The sequence below is a fragment of the Variovorax sp. GW822-FHT04A09 genome (assembly GCF_058801005.1).
In genome coordinates this window covers 133,094-152,424 of record NZ_JBXAMV010000006.1, presented here as the reverse complement: position 1 = coordinate 152,424, position 19,331 = coordinate 133,094, and the positions used below count along the sequence as shown (strand labels likewise).

Below are 19,331 nucleotides of genomic sequence, written 5' to 3'. Positions count from 1 at the left end.
GGAATGGGGTTCAGCCGACGCGGCGTTCCTTGCCGGCCCAGAAGGGTTCGCGCAGCTGGAACTTCTGCAGCTTGCCCGCCGCCGACAGCGGCAGCGCATCGCGGAACTCCACGCTGCGCGGGCACTTGTAGTTGGCGATCTGGTCGCGGCAATGGGCGATGACGTCGTCGGCCGTGAGCGGCATGCCTTCGCGCAGCACGATCACGGCATGCACGCGCTCGCCCCACTTGTCATCGGGCACGCCGATGACGGCGGACATCAGCACCTGCGGCATCTGGGCGATGGCGTTCTCGACCTCGGCCGAGTACACGTTCTCGCCGCCGCTCACGATCATGTCCTTCATGCGGTCGACCACGAACAGCAGGCCGTGCTCGTCCATGTAGCCGCCGTCGCCGGTGTGCATCCAGCCGCCGCGCAGCGCCGCCTCGGTCTCGGCGGGCTTGTTCCAGTAGCCCTTCATGACCATCGGGCCGCGCGCGACGATCTCGCCGACCTGGCCGGGGGGCAACTCGTTGTCCTCGCCGTCGACGATGCGGATCTCGGCCACGGGCACCGGCGTGCCGGCCGCGCGCAGCAGGCGGTTGCGGTCGGGCCCGGGCAGGTGGAAGTGCGGCATCAGCACGGCCACGGTGGGCGACAGCTCGGTCATGCCGTAGGCCTGCGAGAAGCTCGTGGCGGGCAGCGCGGCCATGGCCTGCTCGAGCAGCGCCACGTCGATGGGCGCGGCGCCGTACAGAAGCATCTGCAGGCTCGACAGGTCGAACTCGGCAAAGCGCGGATGCTCGATCACGCGCTTGATCATGGTGGGCACCAGGAACATCTCGGTGGCGCGCGCGGCCTGGATGGCCTGCAGGATCGCCACCTCGTCGAACATCGGCACCACGTGCTGCGGCACCAGCCGCAGGATGCTCTGCAGCGACAGCCCGCAGCCGGCCACGTGGAACATGGGCACGGCGATGACCACGGCGGCGTTGCGCGTCTCGCGCGGCACGGCGGCCACCGAACTCAGCGCGTTGATGTAGAGGCTGCCGTGCGTGAGCATCACGCCCTTGGGCCGGCCGGTGGTGCCGCCGGTGTACATGATGGCGGCCAGCTCGTCGGCGCTGTGCGGCGCGTCGTCGATGGGCTGCGCGCCGGCCAGCAGCGCCTCGTAGCCGACCATGCCCTCGGGCACGGGGCCGTCGCCGCAGTACACCACGGTGCGCAGCGAGGTCGAGAGCTTGCGCAGCTCGCCGGCCATGGGCGCGAACAGGTCGTCCACCAGCAGGATGCGCGTGTCGCAGTCGTCCAGCGAGTAGGCGACCTCCTTCGGGTTCCAGCGGATGTTCACCGGGTTGATGACGCCGCCGCCCCACCAGGTGCCGAAGAAGAACTCGACGAAGCGGTGCGAGTTGAGGCTCATCATGCCGACGCGGTCGCCGCGCGCCATGCCGAGCTGCTGCAGCACGGCGCCCAGGCGCGCCACGCGGTCGGTGAGGGTCGCGAAGTCCAGGCGGTGGTTGCCGCAGACCACGGCGGTCTCGCGGGCCTTCTCGCGGCGGCCCTTGTGCAGGGGCTGGGTGAGGAACATGGTGTCGTCTCCTTGGTGGTTTTTTTCGTCAGGCAACCCGGCGTGCGTGGCCGGCCCAGTGCGGCTCGCGCAGGCGGTACTTCATGACCTTGCCGGCGCCCGAGATCGGCAGCGCGTCGACGAACGCGACGCTGCGCGGGCACTTGTAGCCGGCGATCAGTTCGCGGCAATGGGCGATGAGCGCGTCGGCATCCGCTTCGGCATCGGTGTTGGGCTTGCGCACCACCACCGCATGCACGGCCTCGCCCCAGCGCTCGTCGGGCACGCCGATGACGGCGGCGGCGGCCACGGCGGGGTGGCGCGCGAGCGCGCCCTCGACCTCGGCGCAGTAGATGTTCTCGCCGCCGCTCACGATCATGTCCTTGTAGCGGTCGACGATGAAGACGAAGCCGTCGTCGTCCATGCGGGCGGCGTCGCCGGTGTGCATCCAGCCGCCCTGCAACGCGGCGGCCGTCTGCTCGGGCAGGTTCCAGTAGCCCTGCATCACGCACGGGCTGCGCACCGTGAGCTCGCCGACGGTGCCGCGCGGCACCTCGCGGCCGTCGCCGTCGCACACGCGCAGGTCGATGCCCGAGAGCGCCTGCCCGGCCGAGGCCAGCTTGCCGAGCTTGCGGCCTTCGGGCGAGTGGTAGTGGCGCGTGAGGTAGCTCACGCCGGCCGACAGCTCGGTCATGCCGTAGCCCTGCGCGAACTCGGCCTGCGGGAAGGTGGCGAAGGCGCGCTCCAGCAGCGCCTCGGTGATGGGCGAGGCGCCGTAGCCGACGAAGCGCACGCTCGACAGGTCGGCCTGCGCGGTGCGCGGGTCGTCCACCAGCATCTGCAGCATCGCGGGCACGGCCATGAGGTTGGTGGCGCGGTCGCGCTCGATGGCGGCGAGCATGCCGTCCACCGAGAAGCCCGGCAGGATGATCTGCGCGCAGCCCATGAGCACGCCGCGCAGCAGGAACGACAGCCCCGCCAGGTGAAAGAGCGGCGCCACCTGCAACAGCCGCGCGCTGTCGTCGAAGAAGGCGCCGAGCATCGACACCTGCGCGTTGATCACCAGCGCCGCGTGGCTGAGCATCACGCCCTTGGGCCGGCCGGTGGTACCGCCGGTGTAGAACACGCCGGCCAGGTCGTCGCCGCCGCGCAGCGCGTCGGGCACGGGCGCGCTCTCGCGGACCAGCGCTTCGTAATCGGTCATGCCGGTGGGCGCCTGGCGCTCGCCCATGTAGACCCAGGTGGTGACGGCGCGCGCGGCGGTGCGCAGCGCGTCCGCCGTCGCCAGGAACTGGTCGTCCACGAACAGGATGTGCGTCGCGCAGTCGTCGAGCGAGTGCGCCATCTCGGCCACGCTCCAGCGCGTGTTGACCGGGTTGACCACGCCGCCGGCCCACCACACGGCCAGGTAGTACTCCAGCGTGCGGTCGGCGTTGAGCGCGAGCACGCCCACGCGGTCGCCGGGCTGCACGCCCAGGCGGCGCAGCCCGCCCGCCAGGCGCGCGACGCGCTCGCCGAGTTCGCCGTACGTGCGCGTGCGGCCCTGGAACACGGTGGCGACGGCGCGCGGGCTGCACTGCATGGCGCGGTGCAGGGCCTGCGTGAGGTACAGCGGCGGTGGCGTGGTGGGCATGGACAAGGCTCCTGTCGGTGCGGTGCGGAAATGCCATGCATGCGCGAACGCGCATGCCCGGGACACAAGGACGTCAGCGGGCTTCGGCCACGGGCGCTGCCGCGCCCCAGCGCTTCAGCAGCGCGGGCCCGTCGTCGGGCGACACGGCCGGCGGCACGACCGGCGCGGTGCGGCTGAAGCGCGGCGCGGGCGCGGGCTGCACCACGCCGCCCACGGTCGCGAAGGTGCCGCGCGCCACGTTGTGCGGGTGCTGCGGGGCCTCGTCCCAGTCGAGCACGGGCGCGAAGCAGGCGTCGCTGCCTTCGAGCAGCACGCACCACTCGTCGCGCGTGCGGGTGCGGAACACGTCGGCCAGGCGCAGCTTGAGCAGCGGCCAGCGGTCGGCGTCCATCTGGGCGTCGAAGGCCGGGTCGTCGACCAGGCCGCAGCGCTCGCGCAGCAGGGCGTAGAACTGCGGCTCGATGGAACCGATGGCCACGTACTTGCCGTCGGCGCAGGCGTAGGTGTCGTAGAAGTGGGCGCCGCCGTCGAGCAGGTTCTCGCCGCGCTGGTTGCTCCACTGGCCGGCCGACTTGAAGCCGTACATCATGGCCGACAGCAGGGCGGCGCCGTCGGTCATGGCGGCGTCGACCACCTGGCCCTGGCCCGAGGCCTTGACCTCGTGCAGCGCGGCCAGCAGGCCGAAGGCCAGCAGCATGGCGCCGCCGCCGAAGTCGCCCACGTAGTTCAGCGGCGGCACGGGCGCCTCGCCCGAGCGGCCGATGGCGTGCAGCGCGCCGCTGATGGCGATGTAGTTGATGTCGTGGCCGGCCGCGTGCGCCAGCGGGCCGTGCTGGCCCCAGCCGGTCATGCGGCCATAGACCAGGCGCGGGTTGCGCGCCAGGCATTCAGCCGGGCCCAGGCCCAGGCGCTCCATCACGCCGGGGCGGAAGCCCTCGATGAGGATGTCGGCGCGCGCGATGGCGTCGAGCACCGGCGCGGCGGCGTCGGGGGCGCGCAGGTCGACCTCCCAGGTGCTGCGCCCGCGCGCCAGGATGTCGTGGGGGTCGCGCCGCGTGCCGGGGCGCGCGATGCGCAGCACCTCCGCGCCCATGTCGGCGAACAGCATCGCGCAAAAGGGGCCGGGGCCGATGCCGGCCATCTCGACGACCCGAAGTCCTTTCAGGGGTCCTGCCATGTGTGTCTCCTCTGGCGCGCACCCGGCGGCCTGTTGTGTGAAGGCATCTTGGCGCGCGGGCGCCGGCGTCGCATCGTCGGAAGCGACGAAAGCGCGGAAAGACCGTTCAGCGCCCCGTGAAGACGGGCGCGCGCTTGGCCGCGAAGGCGGCGGCGGCCTCGCGGAAATCGGCTGTCTTGAGCGCCAGCACCTGGGCGCGGTTCTCCACCTCGAGCGCGGCGTCGAGGCTCGGCGCCTCGAGGTTGGCCCACATGAGCTGCTTGGTGTGGCGCGTGGCGTAGGGGCTGTTGCGCAGCACGTCGGCGGCCAGGGCGAGCGCGCGCGGCAGCAGGGCCTCGTCGTCCACCAGCGCGGCGACCAGGCCGATGCGCTCCGCTTCGTCGGCCGGCACGGGGCGGCCCGTGAGCATGAGTTCGAAGGCGCGCGAGGCGCCCACCAGGCGCGGCAGGTGGTAGCTGATGCCGCACTCGCCGGCCGTGAGGCCGATGCGCACCGCGCCCACATGGAACGACGCGGAGCGCGCGGCCACGCGGATGTCGGCGCCCAGCGTGAGCGCAAAGCCCGCGCCCACGGCCACGCCGTTGACGGCGGCGATCACCACCTTGTCGAGCGCGCGCAGCCGCCGCACCATGCCGGCGAACAGCTCCTGCCCCGCCATCAGGTCGGCCACCGAGGGCTCGCCGTCGAGCGGCTGGTCGTCGCGGCGCGTGAGCGGCGTCGTGAGGTCCCAGCCGGCGCAGAAGCCGCGCCCGGCGCCGGTGAGCACCAGAACGCGCACGCTGTCGTCCTGTGCCAATGCGTCGAGCGCGGCGCACAGGCGCCGCACGGTGGGCTGGCTCAGCGCGTTGAGGCGCGCCGGGCGGTTCAGCGTGAGCAGTGCGATGCCTGCGCGGCTGCGGTCGATGAGGATGTCGTCGTCTGCTTCGCTGTCGGGCATGGCGGTCTCTTTCTCGGCGTTCAGCGACCGGTCCAGCGCGGCGCGCGTTTTTCGATGAAGGCGCGCGGGCCTTCCTTGAAGTCTTCGCTCGCGGCCACGCGTTCGAAGGCGTCGCGCGTGAGGGCGCGCAGTGCGGCTTCGTCGAGTCCGCTGTTCGCCTCGCGCGCCACGCGCAGGCTCTGCCGCACTGCCACCGGGCCGTTGCGCGCGATCTCGGCGGCCAGCGCCAGCGCGGCTTCGCGCAGCCCCTCGACGTCGGGCACGAGGCGGTTGACGAGGCCGAAGCCGTGCGCGCGCTCGGCATCGAGCTGGCCGGCCGTGAGGATCAGCTCGAGCGCGATGTTCGGCGGAATGGCGCGCGGCAGCCGGTACAGCCCGCCCGCTGCGGCGATCAGCCCGCGCAGCACCTCGGGCAGACCGAAGGCGGCCTGCCGCACGGCCACGACGAGGTCGCAGGCCAGCACGAGCTCGGTGCCGCCGGCCAGCGCCTTGCCGTTGACGGCGGCGATCCACGGCTTGCTGCGCTCGCGGTACACGAAGCCCGCGAAGCCGCCGCGCTCGGTGCGCAACGCGCTGCCGCGCCCGGCCGACACTTCCTTCAGGTCGGCGCCCGCGCAGAAGGCCTCGCGGCCGGCGCCGGTGAGCACCACGGCGCGGATGTCGTCGTCGGCCTCGGTGGCATCGACGGCGGCTTCGAGGCCCGACGCCACGTCGCCGTTGACGGCGTTGCGCGCCTCGGGGCGGTCGATGGTGACGAGGGCGACGTGGCCCGGCAGACGTTCGACAGTCACTGCGCTCATGACACGCTCCAGTTCAAAAGATCGTCCGCACCAGCCGTCACCATGCCGCCGCAGCCGACAGGGCTGCGGTCGAGGTCGGTCAGCACCTTCAGCGAAGCCGCATCCGTGGCCTCGACGCGCGCCATGAGCCGTTCACCGGCCGGCGTGCGTGCGATCACGATGCCCTGCGAAGGCTGGCCGTCGCGGCCGTAGACCACGGTGAAGGTCTCCAGCGTGGCGGCGCCCGCGTACTGCAGCACCAGCGGCGGCACCGGGCCGCGCCGCGCATCGGCGGCAGCCTGCACGTCGTAGTCGGGCTTCGGAAGCCCTTGCGGCGGCGGGCTGGAGCCCAGCACCAGCGCGTGGTGCTTGGTGACGTACTCGCCCTGCCCGTAGAGCAGCGCGGCCTTGCCCTTCGGCGCGGCGCGCAGCGCGCGCACCAGGCCGGCGGCGGCGTGCGTCATGTAGTCGTTGAGCGGCGCGCCGAAGAAGCTCAGGCCGCCGGTGGAGGTCATGCGCGCCTCGGGCGCCAGGCCCAGCGTGCGGCGCGCCATCTTGGGCACGATGGGGAAGCAGCTGTACAGCTCCAGCATCTCGAAGGCCGAGGCGTCGCCGCCGACCTGCGCGAGCACGGTTTCCATCACCAGGTCCTGCGCGTGCGAGCGGTGGTACTGGTCGCGCTGCAGGTAGTCGCGCGGTTCGCGCGCGGCGGCGCCGTCCCACACGTAGACCCAGCGGTCTTCGGGAATGCCGAGTGCGCGCGCATGGCCCACGCTGGTGAGCAGCACGGCCGCGCCCATGTTGACCAGCGGATTGGCCACCATGTGCTTGGTGTACGGCCAGGCGATGAGGCGGTTGGCCGCGTCGACGCGCGCGATGTCTTCGGGCGTGAAGGGCTTGCGCAGCCAGGCATAGGGGTTGGCGGCGGCCACCTCGGAGTAGCGCGCCCACAGGCGCGACGACTCGTCCTGCGCCTGGCGCGGCGTCTGACCCCAGTGGGCGAGCGCGGCGTTCTCGTAGAACGGGTAGATGGTGGTCGGCATGGCCGCGCCGAGCTGGATCGCCACCGGGTGGCAGATGTCGGTGCCGCGCACCAGCTTCACGCTGTCGTCGCGCGGGGTCCAGGCCAGCGGAATGCCGAGCTTGGCGGCGGCGTCCACCGTGTAGCGCGCTTCGGCGCCGGTGATGGCGGCCACTTTGCTCTCGCCGCGCGCGATGCGCAGCGCGGCTTCGTGGATGTAGCGCACCGGCGCTTCGCCCCCGGTGACGCCGTAGACGCTGCGCGCCGGGTTGCAGCCCAGCCGCGCGTTGAGCAGCGCGGGCGCGTCGGTGTAGGGCCACGAGTACTCGCAGACGACGTCGAGCGAATCGAGGCCGGCCAGCAGCGCGGCGGCGCCGCTGTCCTGTGCGGCGGCGCGCATGGCGCGCGCCATCAGCTCGATGGGTTCGAGGCCTTCGGCGGCCTCCTTGGTGCGGTGCGTGATCTCGCCGACGCCGACGATGACCGGCGTGCGGTCGTCCAGTGCTGTCATGGGGTTAGTGCTGTGAGAGGGGTTGTTGTTGCTGAAGTTGCGCCACGCGGCGCAGGTGCCACGCGGGCGGGCCGAATTGGCCTTCGATGAGGGTGGCGCGGCGCACGTAGTGGCCGACGGCGAGTTCTTCGGTCATACCCATGCCGCCGTGCAGCTGCACCGCGCCCTGCCCCACGGCGCGGCAGGCCTTGGCGACCGCGACCTTGGCGGAGGACACGGCGCGTGCGCGCGAGGCCGCGTCGGCGCCCGCGGCCAGCGCCTCGCCCACGCTGGCGGTGAGCGCGTCGGCCTGCTCGAGCGCCATGTGCATGTCGGCCAGCCGGTGCTGCAGCACCTGGAAGCTGGAGATCGGCACGCCGAACTGCTTGCGCTGGCGCACGTAGTCGAGCGTGTCGCGCATCAGCCGGCGCAGGATGCCGATGGACTCGGCGCAGACCGCGAGCGTGGCTTCGTCGAGCGCCTGTTCGATCTGCGGCAGCGCTGCGCCTTCCTCGCCGAGCAAGGCATCGGCGTTCAGGCGCACCGCGTCGAAGGCGATGTCGGCCGCGCGGCCGCCGTCGCGCGTGCGGTAGGCACGCAGCCGCACGCCGGGCGTGTCCTTGGGCACGACCAGCAACGACAAGCCCTTGTCGCTGCGCGCCGTGACGATGAGATGGCTGGCCCACGGCGCGGCCTGCACCACGGCCTTGCGGCCGTCGAGCCGCAGCCGGCCGTCGGCCTCGCGCACGAGCGTCGTGCGCACGTCGTCGCGGGCATGGCGGCTGTGCGGCTCGTCGTGCGCGAAGGCCAGCACGGCCTGCCCCGCGACGACGCGCGCGAGCAGCGCATCGGCCATCGCGCCCGGGTGGCGCTGCAGCAAACCGGCGCCGATCACCAGTGTCGAAAGATACGGCTCGGCCGCGAGCGCACCGCCCAGCGTGGGCAGCAGCGCGAGGTGCGCGGCCAGGCCGAGGCCCAGTCCGCCCTGCGATTCGGGCAGGGCCGCGCCCAGCAGGCCCAGGTCACTTGCCAGGCCTTGCCAGAACGGCGGCGGTGCATCGTCGGCGGCGGCCAGCGCCTGCAGTCGCTGCTCGAAGCCGTGCTGATCATCGAGGTAGCGCGCGAGGCTGTCGCGCAGCATCGCGAGGGTGTCGTCTTGGTCGGTGAGGGTGGTCATGGCAAGCGGGCCTCAGCGGGATTGCAGCAACTGGGCCGCGATGATGTTGCGCTGCACTTCGTTGGAGCCCGCGTAGATCGACGCGGCGCGGTCGTTCAGGTAGGCCGACATCGAGAACACCGCCTCCTCGGGCACGGCCAGCGCGCCCTGCAGGCTGTCGTCCAGCGGCAGGTCGGCCGCCGCGTAGTGGGCGGCAATCTCCACACCGAGTTCCGTCAGGCGCTGGCGCAGCTCGGAGCCCATCACCTTGCCCATCGAGGGCCGGATGCCGTGCGGCTCGCCGCGGGCCTGGGCGCGCAGCGACTGCAGCTCGGTGGCCTCGACCGCGTCGATGGCGCAGTCCATCTCGGCCAGGCGCAGCGCCATCTCGCGCGCCTCGTCGGCGGCGGTGTCGCCCGCGGCGGTGAAGGCACTGTCGGCCGCGGCGCGCAGCCGGCGCAGGCGCGCGCGCAGCATCGGCGCCCAGGCCCCGCCGCGCTCGTGCTGCAGCAGGTACTTGGCCACCGTCCAGCCCTGGTTCTCCTCGCCGATGAGGCCGCTGGCGGGCACGCGCACGTCGTCGAAGAACACCTGGTTGAGTTCGTGGTCGCCCGAGATGCTGATGATCGGTCGGATGGTCAGGCCGGCCTGGGGGATGTCGAAGCACAGGAAGCTGATGCCCTGCTGCGCCTTGCCGCCCGAGGCCGTGCGCACAAGGCAGAACATGCGGTTGGCGTACTGCGCGTGGGTGGTCCAGATCTTGGTGCCGTTGATGACGTAGTCGTCGCCGTCACGCACCGCCTTGCATTGCAGCGAGGCCAGGTCGGAGCCCGACTGCGGCTCGGAATAGCCCTGGCACCAGTAGTCCTCGCCCGAGCGGATGCCCGGCAGCCAGGCCTGCTTCTGCGCCTCGGTGCCGAAGGCGATGATCACCGGCGCGACCATGCCGGGGCCCATGGGCGCGCGCGGCGGCGCGTCGGCCGCGGCCAGCTCGCTCGCGAAGAGGTAGTGCTGCATCGGCGTCCAGCCGGTGCCGCCGTGTTCCACCGGCCAGTGCGGCACGCTCCAGCCGCGCCGGGCCAGCACGCGGTGCCAGCGGTTGCCGTCGGCGTAGTCGGTGAAGATGCCGGAGCAGCGGCGCCCTGCGGCACGCAGCTCAAGCGTCAGCTCGCGCGCGAGAAAGTCGCGAACCTCGTCGCGAAACGCGGTCTCCGCCGCGCTGAGGGTCCAGGCCATGGTGTTGTCTCACAGGGGTTCACACCCGGCAAGTGTGCGGCGCGCGGGCCGGCGCGGCATCGTCGGATCGGACGAACGTGGGCGCCCCACCGCGGCGGTGAGCGCTTTTTTCTTCAGTTCTTGCGTCGGGGCCCGTGCAGGGCCGGACGTTCAGGCCGCGACCGCTTCGCGCGCCGGCACCGCTTGCGTCCCGACGGGCATGTGCTGCGCCCAGTCGATGATCTCGAGCGTGCCGTCTGCATGCTCGGCCAGCGCCGTGAGGCTTTCCACCCAGTCGCCGTCGTTGCAGTACAGGATGCCGTCGATATCGCGCATTTCGGCGTGGTGGATGTGGCCGCACACCACGCCCTGCGCGCCGCGGTTGCGGGCCTCGCGGGCCACGGCGTTCTCGAAGTCGCCCACGTAGCTCACGGCGCGCTTGACCTTGCCCTTGAGGTACTTCGAGAGCGACCAGTACGGCAGCCCCATGCGCGCGCGCAGCGAGTTGAGGTGCCGGTTGAGCTTGAGCGTGAACTCGTAGAGCGAGTCGCCCACGTAGGCGAGCCACTTGGCGCACTGGATCACGCCGTCGAACAGGTCGCCGTGGATGATCCACAGCTTGCGACCGTCGGCGGTCTCGTGAATCCACTCGTCGGCCACGTCGATGCCGCCGAAGTTGTGGTTCAGGTACTTGCGGGCGAACTCGTCGTGGTTGCCCGGAATGAAGATCACGCGCGTGCCCTTGCGCGCCTTGCGCAGCAGCTTCTGGATCACGTCGTTGTGCGCCTGCGGCCAGTACCAGTGGCGCTTGAGCTGCCAGCCGTCGATGATGTCGCCGACCAGGAACAGGGTCTCGCACTCGGTGTGCTTGAGGAAGTCGAGCAGTGCCCGCGCCTGGCAGCCGGGCGTGCCCAGGTGCAGGTCGGAGATCCAGAGGGTGCGATAGCGCAGCGCCGGACGCGCCGCATCGTCGTCCTCCGGCTCGGGAGGCTGGATCGCGGTGTCGCGCCAGGCGCGAAGGAAAGCGTCGTCGCGTTGCATGGTCCGGCAGGTTCGCAGCCGCGCGTGACCGCACGATGGCGACTCCGTGACATCCCGGTGACGCGTGGCACCGGGGCAACGCCACAATCGGACGATGCGCTCTGGCCAGATCATCGTTCTCGTGTCCCCTGTGTTCTTTCTGCTGATCGCGATCGAGTTCGCGGTCGGCCGCGCGCGCGCCCGGCGCGGCACCGGGCAGGACACCTACCGCCTGGCCGACGCCGTGAACAGCATCGGGCTGGGCATGCTGAGCCAGATCAGCGCGGTGCTCACGGGGCTTTTGCGCATCGGCATCTACACGGCCGTGTATTCGGCGGTGGCGCTCTTTCCGCAAGAGGCGGCGCGCGAGTTCTGGACCACCTGGTACGGCTGGCTGCTGGCGCTGGTGTTCTACGACTTCTGCTACTACTGGCTGCACCGCATGGGCCACGAGTCGGCCGTGCTGTGGGCCGCGCACGTGGTGCACCACCAGAGCCAGCACTACAACCTGTCGACCGCGCTGCGCCAGACCTCGAGCGGTGCGCTGCTGGGCTGGATCTTCTATTTGCCGATGGCCGTGGCCGGCGTGCCGCCGCTGGTGTTCGTGGTGGTGGCGCTCATCGACCTGCTCTACCAGTTCTGGGTCCACACCGAACAGGTCGGCAAGCTCGGCTGGTTCGACCGCTGGTTCTGCTCGCCCTCGAACCACCGCGTGCACCACGCGGTGAACGACACGTATCTGGACCGCAACTACGGCGGCGTGCTGATCGTGTGGGACCGCCTCTTCGGCACCTTCCGCGAGGAGGACGAGCGCTGCGTGTACGGCACGCGCGGCGAGCTGAAAAGCTGGGACCCGCTGTGGGCCAACGCCGAGGTCTACTGGGCGCTCGCCAGGGATTCATGGCATGCGCGCCGCTGGTCCGACAAGCTGCGCGTGTGGTTCAAGCCGCCCGGCTGGCGCCCCGACGACGTGGCGGCGCGCTACCCGAAGCCCGCCTTCGACATCGCGAAAGTCACGCGCTACGAGCCCGTGGTGAGCCAGGGCGTGCAGTGGTTCGCGGGCCTGCAGTTCCTCGCGCTGCTGGCCGGCGTGACGGTGTTCCTCTGGTACTCCGACGCCGTGCCGCTGCCGCAGGCCGCCGTCTGGCTGGCCGCGCTCACGGCCGGGCTGTGGGCCGTGGGCGCGGTGCTGCAGGGCCGGCTGTCGGTCACCGAGGTGCTGCTGGTCGAGGCCGCCGCGCTGGCCACGGCGAGCGCGGCCTTGGGCATCGGCTGGCTGCACCTCCTCTTCAAGCCATTGGCGCTGGCTATCGCGATCGCCTTCGCGGCCCGCCGCGCGCAACGCCAGCCCGGCGGCATCGCGCGCTTCGATGCGCTGCTGCTGGCCGGCCTGGTCTTCTCGCTCGCAGGCGACGTGCTGCTCATGGGGTCGGCGAACCTCTTCGTGCCCGGGCTCGTGTGCTTCCTGCTCGCGCACCTGGCGTACATCGCGCTGTTCCGCATCGGCGTCGGGCTGTTTCCGCGGCCCCGCGCGCTGGCGGCCACCTTGCTGATCGGTGCGGGCATGTACGCCTTCCTGTGGCAGGGCGGCCTGCCGGTGGCGCTGCGCATTCCGGTCGGGTTCTATGTGGTGGTGATCGCCTGCATGGCGGCGCAGGCCATCGGGCGTGCGGCAGTGCTGCGTTCCAGCGACCCGGCCGCGCTGTGGGTGGCGGTGGGCGCCTGCTTCTTCATGCTGAGCGACGCGCTGCTGGCGATCAACCGCTTCGTGTCGCCGCTGCCGCTGGCGTCGCTGTGGGTGCTGGCGACGTACTACACGGCGCAGATGCTGATCGTGCGGCACGTCCGGCGGCCGACGGCCTGACTTTCTCCCGTCCCCGCAGGGGAAGGAGCAGGCCCTCGACCTAGTCAGCGCAGCGCTGAATCTCCACCGTCGAGTGCCGGATCTCCTCGTGCATCGAGAAGCACGCCCGCACCTGGTCCGCCGTGAGCGTGGCCGAATGCGTCACCACCGTGAGCGCGCAGGCGTACGCATCGCGGCCGACGCGCCAGACGTGCAGGTCGGCCACGCGGGTTTCGGAGTCGGCCAGCATCGTCTCGACGCCTTCGCGGATTTCGGCGGTGACGGGGTGGTCCATCTCGCGGTCGAGCAGGACCTTGCCGGTTTCCTTCAGCAGGCCCTTGGCCCAGACGGCGACGAGCACGGCGCCGACGATGCCCATGGCCGGGTCGAGCCAGGACCAGCCGTAGAACCAGCCGCCCAGCAACGCCGCGATGGCGAGCACCGAGGTGGCGGCGTCGGCCACCACATGCAGGTAGGCGGAGCGCAGGTTCAGGTCGTGGCCATGCGCGTGGTCGTGACCGTGGTGGTCATGGCCGTGCCCGTGGTCATGGCCGTGATGGTCATGCGAATGCCCCAAGAGCCGCGCGCAGACCAGGTTCACCACCAGGCCCAGCACCGCGATCGAGATGGCTTCGGGGTAGTGGATGGCCACGGGCGACCACAGCCGCTCCAGCGAACCGACCACCATGAGCGCGGCGACGCCGAGCAGCAGCAGCGCGCTCGCGAAGCCGCCGAGCACCTCGATCTTCCAGGTGCCGAAGGCAAAGCGCGGGTCGCGGGCGTAGCGCCGCGCGGCGGCGTAGGCAAAGGCGCTCAGGCCGATGGCCAGCGCGTGCGAGCTCATGTGCCAGCCGTCGGCCAAAAGCGCCATGGAGTTGAACCACCAGCCAGCGCCGATCTCGACCACCATCATGGCGGCGGTGATCCACATCACGAGGCGGGTGCTGCGTTCGGCGGCGGCGTTGCCGGCGCCGAAATGATGGTCGTGCTGCCAGGCGCTCAGGTCGTGGGTGTGCATGGGATTCTCTTCAGGCGCCGAAAAGGTCCGGGCCGTCGGCGCGGCCCGAGGGCGGCACCACGCCCAGGTGGCGGTAGGCCGCGAGCGTGGCGATGCGCCCGCGCGGCGTGCGTTGCAGGTAGCCCTGCTGGATGAGGTAAGGCTCGATCACGTCCTCGATGGTGTCGCGCTCTTCGCCGATGCTGGCGGCCACGTTGTCCAGGCCGACCGGGCCGCCGTCGAAGCGGTGGATGACGGCCTCGAGCAGCTTGCGGTCCATGAGGTCGAAGCCCTGCGGGTCGACGTCGAGCATGGCCAGCGCCTTGTGCGCGATGTCTTCGGTGATGCGGCCGTTGCCCTTGACCTCGGCGTAGTCGCGCACGCGGCGCAGCAGGCGGTTGGCGATGCGGGGCGTGCCGCGCGAACGGCGCGCGATCTCGAAGCCGCCGGCGGCGTCGGTCTCGACCTTGAGCAGGCCCGCGCTGCGGCGCACGATGAGCGCCAGTTCTTCGGGCGTGTAGAACTCCAGCCGCGCCACGATGCCGAAGCGGTCGCGCAGCGGGTTGGTCAGCATGCCGGCGCGGGTGGTGGCGCCCACCAGCGTGAAGGGCTGCAGGTCGAGCTTGATGCTGCGCGCCGCGGGACCCTCGCCGATCATGATGTCGATCTGGTAGTCCTCCAGCGCGGGGTACAGGATTTCCTCGACGACCGGGCTCAGGCGGTGGATCTCGTCGATGAAGAGCACGTCGTTGGGCTCGAGGTTGGTCAGCAGCGCCGCCAGGTCCTTGGGCTTTTCGAGCACGGGGCCCGAGGTCTGGCGCAGGTTGACGCCCAGCTCGGCCGCGATGATGTGCGACAGCGTGGTCTTGCCCAGACCCGGCGGGCCGAACAGCAGCACGTGGTCGAGCGCCTCTTTGCGCTTGCGCGCCGCGCCGATGAAGATCTCGAGCTGCTCGCGCACCTTGGCCTGGCCGACGTACTCGTCGAGCAGCTTGGGCCGCAGGGCCCGCTCGATCGCCTCCTCGTTGGGCGAGGCGGGGGCGGCGGACACCACGCGTTGCGGGGCGGGGGCGAAATCGTCGGTCTGGATGGTCATTGGGGGTGGGTCTTCGGGGGCAAGTTTAGTCCGAGCGCTGCGCCGGGCCGCCCCCAGCGAGCGAGCGCCCCCTCGGGGGGCCGCGAGAGCGCGAAGTGCCGAGCGTGGGGGCCATGTTTCACACTGGCAGAATGCCTGCAGAACATAACAAGAGAGGGAAGTCAGAACGTGTCCATCTACGAACTGAAACCGCGTTTCCAGGCCTTGCTGCGACCGCTCGTGGTCCGGCTGCATGCGATGGGCGTGACGGCCAACCAGGTGACGCTGGCGGCCTGCGCGGTGTCGGTCGGGCTCGGGCTCTGGCTGTTCTTCGCCGCGCCCTCGCTGGCGGCCTTCGGCCTGATCCCCGCCTGGATGTTCCTGCGCATGGCCTTCAACGCCATCGACGGCATGCTGGCGCGCGAACACCACCAGCAAAGCCGGCTGGGCGCCTTCCTCAACGAACTCACCGACGTGGTCTCCGACGCCGCGCTCTACCTGCCTTTCGCGCTGGTGGCGCCGTTCGCGCCGTTCTGGGTCGGCACGGTCATCGTGCTGGCCGGGCTGAGCGAATTCGCCGGCGCGCTGGGCCCGACGGTGGGCGCCTCGCGCCGCTACGACGGGCCGATGGGCAAGAGCGACCGGGCCTTCGTGTTCGGCGCACTCGGGTTGTATGTCGCCCTCGGCGGGCCGCTGCCGGGCTGGACCGCCCTGCTGATGCCGCTTGTGGCCGCGCTGGTGGCCTGGACGGTCGTCAACCGCATCCGCCGCGCCCTGGCCGAAGCCGAAGCGCCCGCCGCCTGAAACACCCCCATACAAATAAATAAAGAAGACCCTTCTTCATGACCCTTTCCACACCCCGCGTCGCCGCCGAGCACCACTTCCGCACGCACGACGGCGAATCGCTGTTCTACCGCTACTGGCCGGCCACGGGCGCCGCGCGGCGCGGCGCCGTGCTGCTGTTCCACCGCGGCCACGAGCACGGCGCGCGCATGGCGCACCTGGTGGACGAGCTGAACCTGCCCGACTTCGACTTCTTCGCCTGGGACGCGCGCGGCCACGGCCTCTCGCCGGGCCAGCGCGGCTACAGCCCCAGCTTCGGCACCTCGGTGCGCGACGTGCAGACCTTCGTGCAGCACATCGCCGCCGCCCACGGCGTGCCCGAGCACGACATCCACGTGGTGGCGCAGAGCGTGGGCGCGGTGCTGATCGCCACCTGGGCGCACGACTACGCCCCCAAGGTGCGCGGCCTCACGCTGGCCTCGCCGGCCTTCAAGGTCAAGCTCTACGTGCCGTTCGCGCGGCCGGGGCTGGCGCTCATGCACAAGCTGCGCGGGCTGTTCTTCGTGAACAGCTACGTGAAGCCGAAATTCCTCACCCACGACCCCGCGCGCATCGAGAGCTACAAGAACGACCCGCTGATCTCGCGCCCGATCGCCGTCAACATCCTGCTGGGCCTGTACGAGGCGGCCGACCGCGTGGTGGCCGACGCCAACGCGATCACGCTGCCGGTGCAGCTGCTCATCTCGGGCGCCGACTGGGTGGTGCACCACAAGCCGCAGCACCAGTTCTTCGAGCGGCTGGGCAGCGCCGTGAAGACGAAGACGGTGCTGCCGGGCTTCTTTCACGACACGCTGGGCGAGAAAGACCGGGCGCCCGCGGTGGCGTCGATCCGCGAATTCATCCTGCAGCGCTTCGACGAGCCGGCCGTGCCGGTCGACCTGCGCGAGGCGCACCTGCGCGGCAACACGGCCGACGAGTCGCGCGCGCTGGCCGAACCGCTCTCGCCGCTGTCGCCGCGCGGCGCCTACTGGGCGATCACGCGCGGCGGGCTGCGTGTGGGCGGCGCGCTGTCCAGCGGCATCGCGCTGGGCCACGCCACCGGCTTCGACTCGGGCAGCACGCTCGACTACGTCTACCGCAACCAGCCGCAGGGCAAGGGCGCGCTGGGCCGCTCGGTCGACCGCACCTACCTCGACTCCATCGGCTGGCGCGGCATCCGCCAGCGCAAGATCCACGTCGAGGAGCTGCTGCGCATCGCGATGGAGCGGCTGGTCGAGATGCACCGCGAGGTGCGGCTCATGGACATCGCCGCCGGCCACGGCCGCTACGTGCTCGACGCGGTGCTGGCCAGCCCGGTGAAGGCCAGCTCGATCCTGCTGCGCGACTACAGCGACATCAACGTGCGCGACGGCACGGCCCTGATCGCCGAGAAGGGCCTGGAAGACGTCGCCCAGTTCGTGCAGGCCGACGCCTTCGATCGCATCAGCCTGGCGAGCGTGACGCCGCGGCCCACGCTGGCCGTGGTGTCGGGCCTGTACGAGCTGTTCCCCGACAACGAGATGGTGCGCCGCTCGCTCGCGGGCGTGGGCGACGCGGTGGAAGACCGGGGCTACCTGGTCTACACCGGCCAGCCCTGGCACCCGCAGCTCGAAATGATCGCCCGCGCGCTCACCAGCCACCGCCAGGGCGAAGCCTGGGTGATGCGCCGGCGCACGCAGGCCGAGATGGACCAGCTGGTCGAAGAGGCGGGCTTCCGCAAGATCGACCAACGGGTGGACGAGTGGGGCATCTTCACGGTGTCGCTGGCGGTGCGCGTCGCGCAATGACCGCCCGGCGCGCGCCCCGGCCGTGGAAACGCGCCGCCGCGTGGCTGGTGCTGCTGGGGCCGCTGTTCTACGCGACCTACGGCTTCGCCAACTGGTGGGCCACCACGCGCGCCAGCGTGCCCTCGATGGCCTTCGACTGGGAACGGCAGGTGCCCTTCTGGGCCTGGACGATCTTTCCGTACTGGACCATCAACGTCTTCTACGCGCTGTCGCTGTTCCTGGCGCGCGACCGCCACACGCTCGACCGGCATGCGCTGCGGCTGGTGAGCGCCACGCTCATCGCCTGCACCTGCTTCATCCTCTGGCCGCTGCACTTCAGCTTCGGCCAGCCGCCGGTGGAGGGCGCGCCGGCCTTTCTGTTCAACGCGCTGCGCGGCTTCGACCAGCCCTACAACCAGGCGCCCTCGCTGCACATCGCGCTGGCCGTGATCCTGTGGGACTGGTACCGGCGCTTCATCCGGCCGCTGTGGGCGCGGCTCGTGCTGCATGTGTGGGCCTTCGCGATCTGCGCCTCGGTGCTCACGACCTGGCAGCACCACTTCATCGACATCCCGACCGGCGCGCTGCTGGGCATCTTCTGCGTGTGGCTGTGGCCGATGGCACGCCGGGTGTCGATGCTGCGCGCGTGGCGCCTGGCGCGCGATCCGCAGCGGCTGAAGCTCGCGGGCTTCTACGCCGTGGGCGCGGCGCTGTGCCTGTTCGCGGCGCTGGCGACCGGCGGCGTGGCGCTGTGGCTGGCGTGGCCGGCGGCGGCGCTCGCGCTGGTGGCGCTCAACTACCTCGGCTTCGGCGCGCGCGGCTTCCAGATGGACGGCCACGGCCGCATGGGCTGGGCGGCGCGCTGGCTGTTCGCGCCCTACCGCCTGGCCGCGGCCTTCAATGTGTGGCTCTGGACGCGCAAGCTGCCGGCCTCGGTCGAGGTGGTGCCCGGCCTGCGCCTGGGCCGTCGCCCCACGCAGGCCGAATGGCTCGCCGCCGGCCAGCCCCGGCTCGTGAGCCTGTGCGCCGAGCTGCAACTGCCGGCCGGCGTGCCGCCCGCCCGTGCGCGCTGCGTGCCGCTGCTCGACCTCGTGGTGCCGCCGCCCGTGCGCCTGCGCCGCGCCGCGGCCGTCATCGAAGGCCAGCGCCGTGCCGCGGCGGCCGACGGCTCGGCCGTGTGGGTCTGCTGCGCGCTGGGCTTCTCGCGCAGCGCCGCCGCCGTGATCGCCTGGCTGGGCCGCGACCACGGCCTGGCGCAGGCCGAAGACGCCGTGCGCCGCGCCCGCCCGCAGATCGTGCTGCACGCCGCCTGGCGTACCGCACTCGAACCCCTTGGAACACCTGCCCGCCATGACTGACAACGAACGCGCCACCTGCACCACCCTGGCCGGCCTGCTGCGCGCGGCGGCCATGCTCGCCCTCTGGGGCTTCGCGCTCACCTGCATCGCCGCCCTGGTGCTGGCGCTCACGCTGCGCGGGCTCTCGAACACCGCCATCCTGGCCTTTGCCGCGGTGATGGTGCTGGGCGTGCTCGAACGCTACTTCGCCTTCCGGCTGCGGCTGGACCAGGCGCTGTTCGAAGGCCTGGCCAACGGCCAGATCGCCTCGCTGGGCGCGATGGACAACGCCCTGTCGGTGCTCGGGCTGCGCGACCCGCCGCCGCAGCCCAACGCCCGCGCGCTCGCCGACCGCGTGCAGGGAACCCGCCAACTGATGCAGCGCCACGCCATCGTGATCGCCTGCCAGAACGCGCTCTTCCTGCTCGCCCTCATGACACAGGAACTCGCTTGAACAACGACAACGGCAACAACAAGAACGACAGCAGCAGCAGCGACGACAACGACAGCGCCC

16 protein-coding genes are annotated in these 19,331 nt (G+C 71.4%); 5 read left to right on the top strand and 11 right to left on the bottom strand.

The features are described 5' to 3' along the window. Window positions 1-10: 10 nt before the first annotated feature. From AC1RLW_RS26350 to AC1RLW_RS26310, 9 genes are all read right to left on the bottom strand, one after another. The gene (locus tag AC1RLW_RS26350; protein ID WP_493195664.1) at window positions 11-1,570 is read right to left on the bottom strand and encodes a long-chain-fatty-acid--CoA ligase; all 1,560 of its coding nucleotides are present in this window, start codon (window positions 1,568-1,570) and stop codon (window positions 11-13) included. 28 nt (window positions 1,571-1,598) lie between these two features. Beyond that, complete coding sequence (locus AC1RLW_RS26345) at window positions 1,599-3,182, bottom strand: acyl-CoA synthetase (RefSeq protein ID WP_493195663.1); 1,584 nt, start codon at window positions 3,180-3,182, stop codon at window positions 1,599-1,601. A 73-nt stretch (window positions 3,183-3,255) separates the two neighbouring features. Further along, window positions 3,256-4,359: a CaiB/BaiF CoA transferase family protein gene (locus tag AC1RLW_RS26340; RefSeq protein ID WP_062478197.1), complete on the bottom strand. Its 1,104-nt coding sequence runs from the start codon at window positions 4,357-4,359 to the stop codon at window positions 3,256-3,258. A 106-nt stretch (window positions 4,360-4,465) separates the two neighbouring features. Continuing rightward, window positions 4,466-5,296: an enoyl-CoA hydratase/isomerase family protein gene (locus tag AC1RLW_RS26335; RefSeq protein WP_493195662.1), complete on the bottom strand. Its 831-nt coding sequence runs from the start codon at window positions 5,294-5,296 to the stop codon at window positions 4,466-4,468. A gap of 20 nt (window positions 5,297-5,316) precedes the next feature. Beyond that, on the bottom strand, window positions 5,317-6,096 hold the full coding sequence (locus AC1RLW_RS26330) for an enoyl-CoA hydratase-related protein (RefSeq protein ID WP_493195661.1): 780 nt from the start codon (window positions 6,094-6,096) through the stop codon (window positions 5,317-5,319). Further along, entirely contained in the window at window positions 6,093-7,607 is a 1,515-nt protein-coding gene (locus AC1RLW_RS26325; protein ID WP_493195660.1) for an acetyl-CoA acetyltransferase, read from the bottom strand. The genes AC1RLW_RS26330 and AC1RLW_RS26325 overlap by 4 nt, the downstream gene beginning before the upstream one ends. A 4-nt stretch (window positions 7,608-7,611) precedes the next feature. Continuing rightward, entirely contained in the window at window positions 7,612-8,763 is a 1,152-nt protein-coding gene (locus AC1RLW_RS26320) for an acyl-CoA dehydrogenase family protein (protein WP_493195659.1), read from the bottom strand. Window positions 8,764-8,775: 12 nt separating this feature from the next. After that, window positions 8,776-9,978: an acyl-CoA dehydrogenase family protein gene (locus tag AC1RLW_RS26315; protein ID WP_493195658.1), complete on the bottom strand. Its 1,203-nt coding sequence runs from the start codon at window positions 9,976-9,978 to the stop codon at window positions 8,776-8,778. A gap of 150 nt (window positions 9,979-10,128) precedes the next feature. After that, on the bottom strand, window positions 10,129-10,998 hold the full coding sequence (locus AC1RLW_RS26310) for a UDP-2,3-diacylglucosamine diphosphatase (protein WP_062482079.1): 870 nt from the start codon (window positions 10,996-10,998) through the stop codon (window positions 10,129-10,131). Window positions 10,999-11,092: 94 nt separating this feature from the next. On the opposite strand from AC1RLW_RS26310, the gene AC1RLW_RS26305 reads away from it, so the two are divergent. Next, the gene (locus AC1RLW_RS26305) at window positions 11,093-12,841 is read left to right on the top strand and encodes a lysoplasmalogenase family protein (RefSeq protein WP_493195657.1); all 1,749 of its coding nucleotides are present in this window, start codon (window positions 11,093-11,095) and stop codon (window positions 12,839-12,841) included. A 40-nt stretch (window positions 12,842-12,881) separates the two neighbouring features. On the opposite strand, the gene dmeF is transcribed toward AC1RLW_RS26305, so the two are convergent. Both dmeF and ruvB read right to left on the bottom strand, forming a co-directional pair. Beyond that, window positions 12,882-13,838, bottom strand: coding sequence for a CDF family Co(II)/Ni(II) efflux transporter DmeF (gene dmeF, locus AC1RLW_RS26300; RefSeq protein ID WP_493195656.1), 957 nt, complete (start codon window positions 13,836-13,838; stop codon window positions 12,882-12,884). 10 nt (window positions 13,839-13,848) lie between these two features. After that, entirely contained in the window at window positions 13,849-14,913 is a 1,065-nt protein-coding gene (ruvB, locus tag AC1RLW_RS26295; protein WP_062482092.1) for a Holliday junction branch migration DNA helicase RuvB, read from the bottom strand. Window positions 14,914-15,081: 168 nt separating this feature from the next. Between ruvB and AC1RLW_RS26290 the strand changes: the two genes are divergently transcribed. Genes AC1RLW_RS26290 through AC1RLW_RS26275 form a run of 4 tightly spaced genes read left to right on the top strand, consistent with a single transcriptional unit; the run spans window position 15,082 to window position 19,271 of the window. After that, entirely contained in the window at window positions 15,082-15,696 is a 615-nt protein-coding gene (locus tag AC1RLW_RS26290) for a CDP-alcohol phosphatidyltransferase family protein (RefSeq protein WP_492730744.1), read from the top strand. Between the two features lie 38 nt (window positions 15,697-15,734). Continuing rightward, window positions 15,735-17,501: a bifunctional alpha/beta hydrolase/class I SAM-dependent methyltransferase gene (locus AC1RLW_RS26285; RefSeq protein WP_492730742.1), complete on the top strand. Its 1,767-nt coding sequence runs from the start codon at window positions 15,735-15,737 to the stop codon at window positions 17,499-17,501. Continuing rightward, window positions 17,498-18,838, top strand: coding sequence for a phosphatase PAP2/dual specificity phosphatase family protein (locus tag AC1RLW_RS26280; protein WP_493195655.1), 1,341 nt, complete (start codon window positions 17,498-17,500; stop codon window positions 18,836-18,838). The genes AC1RLW_RS26285 and AC1RLW_RS26280 overlap by 4 nt, the downstream gene beginning before the upstream one ends. Then, window positions 18,831-19,271: a hypothetical protein gene (locus AC1RLW_RS26275; RefSeq protein WP_062482724.1), complete on the top strand. Its 441-nt coding sequence runs from the start codon at window positions 18,831-18,833 to the stop codon at window positions 19,269-19,271. Before AC1RLW_RS26280 ends, AC1RLW_RS26275 begins: the two co-directional genes overlap by 8 nt. The last annotated feature ends 60 nt before the right edge of the window (window positions 19,272-19,331 follow it).

Bases quoted from the DNA above. Each gene is read 5' to 3' on its own strand.
- AC1RLW_RS26350 (WP_493195664.1), bottom strand. From the start codon at position 1,570: ATGTTCCTCACCCAGCCCCTGCACAAGGGCCGCCGCGAGAAGGCCCGC.
- AC1RLW_RS26345 (WP_493195663.1), bottom strand. From the start codon at position 3,182: ATGCCCACCACGCCACCGCCGCTGTACCTCACGCAGGCCCTGCACCGC.
- AC1RLW_RS26340 (WP_062478197.1), bottom strand. From the start codon at position 4,359: ATGGCAGGACCCCTGAAAGGACTTCGGGTCGTCGAGATGGCCGGCATC.
- AC1RLW_RS26335 (WP_493195662.1), bottom strand. From the start codon at position 5,296: ATGCCCGACAGCGAAGCAGACGACGACATCCTCATCGACCGCAGCCGC.
- AC1RLW_RS26330 (WP_493195661.1), bottom strand. From the start codon at position 6,096: ATGAGCGCAGTGACTGTCGAACGTCTGCCGGGCCACGTCGCCCTCGTC.
- AC1RLW_RS26325 (WP_493195660.1), bottom strand. From the start codon at position 7,607: ATGACAGCACTGGACGACCGCACGCCGGTCATCGTCGGCGTCGGCGAG.
- AC1RLW_RS26320 (WP_493195659.1), bottom strand. From the start codon at position 8,763: ATGACCACCCTCACCGACCAAGACGACACCCTCGCGATGCTGCGCGAC.
- AC1RLW_RS26315 (WP_493195658.1), bottom strand. From the start codon at position 9,978: ATGGCCTGGACCCTCAGCGCGGCGGAGACCGCGTTTCGCGACGAGGTT.
- AC1RLW_RS26310 (WP_062482079.1), bottom strand. From the start codon at position 10,998: ATGCAACGCGACGACGCTTTCCTTCGCGCCTGGCGCGACACCGCGATC.
- AC1RLW_RS26305 (WP_493195657.1), top strand. From the start codon at position 11,093: ATGCGCTCTGGCCAGATCATCGTTCTCGTGTCCCCTGTGTTCTTTCTG.
- dmeF (WP_493195656.1), bottom strand. From the start codon at position 13,838: ATGCACACCCACGACCTGAGCGCCTGGCAGCACGACCATCATTTCGGC.
- ruvB (WP_062482092.1), bottom strand. From the start codon at position 14,913: ATGACCATCCAGACCGACGATTTCGCCCCCGCCCCGCAACGCGTGGTG.
- AC1RLW_RS26285 (WP_492730742.1), top strand. From the start codon at position 15,735: ATGACCCTTTCCACACCCCGCGTCGCCGCCGAGCACCACTTCCGCACG.
- AC1RLW_RS26280 (WP_493195655.1), top strand. From the start codon at position 17,498: ATGACCGCCCGGCGCGCGCCCCGGCCGTGGAAACGCGCCGCCGCGTGG.
- AC1RLW_RS26275 (WP_062482724.1), top strand. From the start codon at position 18,831: ATGACTGACAACGAACGCGCCACCTGCACCACCCTGGCCGGCCTGCTG.